General features: G+C 55.0%; 1 tRNA gene and 2 rRNA genes (1 of these 3 cut by a window edge). All 3 read left to right on the top strand.

From position 1 onward, the window contains the following. Positions 1-1,971 (top strand): 23S ribosomal RNA (locus F3H87_RS21640) (it extends 959 nt beyond the left edge of the window). A 112-nt stretch (positions 1,972-2,083) separates the two neighbouring features. Continuing rightward, positions 2,084-2,198 (top strand): 5S ribosomal RNA (rrf, locus tag F3H87_RS21635). Between the two features lie 46 nt (positions 2,199-2,244). After that, positions 2,245-2,321, top strand: a tRNA-Met gene (locus tag F3H87_RS21630). Positions 2,322-2,500: the final 179 nt, after the last annotated feature.

Here is a 2,500-nt window from a genome sequence, read left to right as displayed (position 1 = left end):
GATCCTAACCAAACTCCGAATACCCGGGAGTACTAGATGGCAGACACACGGCGGATGCTAACGTCCGTCGTGGAGAGGGAAACAACCCTGACCCTCAGCTAAGGCCCCCAATTCATGGCTAAGTGGGAAAGCAGGTGAGACGGCCAAAACAACCAGGAGGTTGGCTTAGAAGCAGCCATCCTTTAAAGATAGCGTAACAGCTCACTGGTCTAAATAAGCTGTCTTGCGGCGAAGATGTAACGGGGCTCAAGCCATGAGCCGAAGCTAGGGATGCACATAGTGCATGGTAGCGGAGCGTAGTGTGACATAGACTTGGTCTATACTGGTCTCTTGCACGACCAAGATCGGTGGTTTGGGTGTTCGCACTCAAGCAGCCGAAGGCGGTAGTGCATTGAAGAGATCAGAAAAGACAAAGTCTTTTCTGTGAAGCCGGGGCGTGAGCCATCCGGTGGAGAGATCACTAGCGAGAATGATGACATGAGTAGCGACAAAGAGTGTGAGAGACACTCTCGCCGAAAGTCCAAGGGTTCCTGCTTAAAGCTAATCTGAGCAGGGTAAGCCGGCCCCTAAGCCGAGGCAGAAATGCGTAGGCGATGGGAACCAGGTTAATATTCCTGGGCCAGGAGATGGTGACGGATTGCAGGGGTAGTCAGGCCTTATCGGATTGGTCTGGCTGCTGAGCAGTTCCTGGAAATAGCCCTCCACAGGACCGTACCCTAAACCGACACAGGTGGACTGGTAGAGAATACCAAGGCGCTTGAGAGAACGATGTTGAAGGAACTCGGCAAAATACCTCCGTAAGTTCGCGAGAAGGAGGCCCGGTTTCCAGGCAACTGGAGGCTGGGGGCACAAACCAGGGGGTGGCGACTGTTTACTAAAAACACAGGGCTCTGCGAAGTCGCAAGACGACGTATAGGGTCTGACGCCTGCCCGGTGCCGGAAGGTTAAAAGGAGGGGTGAGAGCTCCGAATTGAAGCCCCGGTAAACGGCGGCCGTAACTATAACGGTCCTAAGGTAGCGAAATTCCTTGTCGGGTAAGTTCCGACCTGCACGAATGGCGTAACGACTTCCCCGCTGTCTCCAACATCGACTCAGCGAAATTGAATTGCCTGTCAAGATGCAGGCTTCCCGCGGTTAGACGGAAAGACCCCGTGCACCTTTACTACAGCTTCGCACTGGCATCAGGCCATGCATGTGCAGGATAGGTGGTGGGCTTCGAAGCAGGGACGCCAGTTCCTGTGGAGCCTCCCTTGAGATACCACCCTTGCATTGCTTGATGTCTAACCGCGGTCCGTTACCCGGATCCGGGACCCTGCGTGGCGGGTAGTTTGACTGGGGCGGTCGCCTCCTAAAGAGTAACGGAGGCGCGCGAAGGTTGGCTCAGAGCGGTCGGAAATCGCTCGTTGAGTGCAATGGCAGAAGCCAGCCTGACTGCAAGACTGACAAGTCGAGCAGAGACGAAAGTCGGCCATAGTGATCCGGTGGTCCCGCGTGGAAGGGCCATCGCTCAACGGATAAAAGGTACGCCGGGGATAACAGGCTGATACTGCCCAAGAGTCCATATCGACGGCAGTGTTTGGCACCTCGATGTCGGCTCATCTCATCCTGGGGCTGGAGCAGGTCCCAAGGGTACGGCTGTTCGCCGTTTAAAGAGGTACGTGAGCTGGGTTTAGAACGTCGTGAGACAGTTCGGTCCCTATCTGCCGTGGGTGTAGGATACTTGAGAGGAGTTGCCCCTAGTACGAGAGGACCGGGGTGAACGATCCACTGGTGGACCTGTTGTCGTGCCAACGGCAGTGCAGGGTAGCTATGATCGGAAAGGATAACCGCTGAAGGCATCTAAGCGGGAAGCCCCCCTCAAAACAAGGTATCCCCGAGGGCCGTGGAAGACCACCACGTCGATAGGCCGGAGGTGTAAGCGCAGCAATGCGTTCAGCTGACCGGTACTAATGGCCCGACAGGCTTGATTTGATCCAGTAACAGAAAGACTGACACATCAAAGCAAACCATCCCATATACACTTCATGGACAACACTCGTTGATACACGCGTCCCGAAAAGGACGCCGTGAGGTTTTTCCTCGGTTTGGTGGTCATAGCACGAGCAAAACACCCGATCCCATCCCGAACTCGGCCGTTAAGTGCCGTCGCGCCAATGGTACTGCGTCTCAAGACGTGGGAGAGTAGGTCACCGCCAAACCTAGAAAAAACCTCACATCTCTCTAAACGACAAAAAAACAAACCTCCGCGGGGTGGAGCAGCCCGGTAGCTCGTCAGGCTCATAACCTGAAGGTCGTAGGTTCAAATCCTACCCCCGCAACCAGATATAATCACCACATTACAAACGATTAGCGCCCCAAGGGGCGGCTCCTTGCGTTCTGACCCGCCATGGCGCCCCCACAGCCGGGCTGCAGTCGGAAAGATGCAAAATCCGTGCCCAACCAATAACCGAAAAAAACACAACGCTTTCGATGATGACGGAACTCAGCAATCAAAGCCGCC

The organism is Lutimaribacter pacificus, from assembly GCF_900142185.1.
Taxonomy (GTDB): Bacteria; Pseudomonadota; Alphaproteobacteria; order Rhodobacterales; family Rhodobacteraceae; genus Lutimaribacter; species Lutimaribacter pacificus.
Note: the sequence above shows the minus strand (reverse complement) of the source record. Positions and strands in the feature narration are given on the sequence as shown.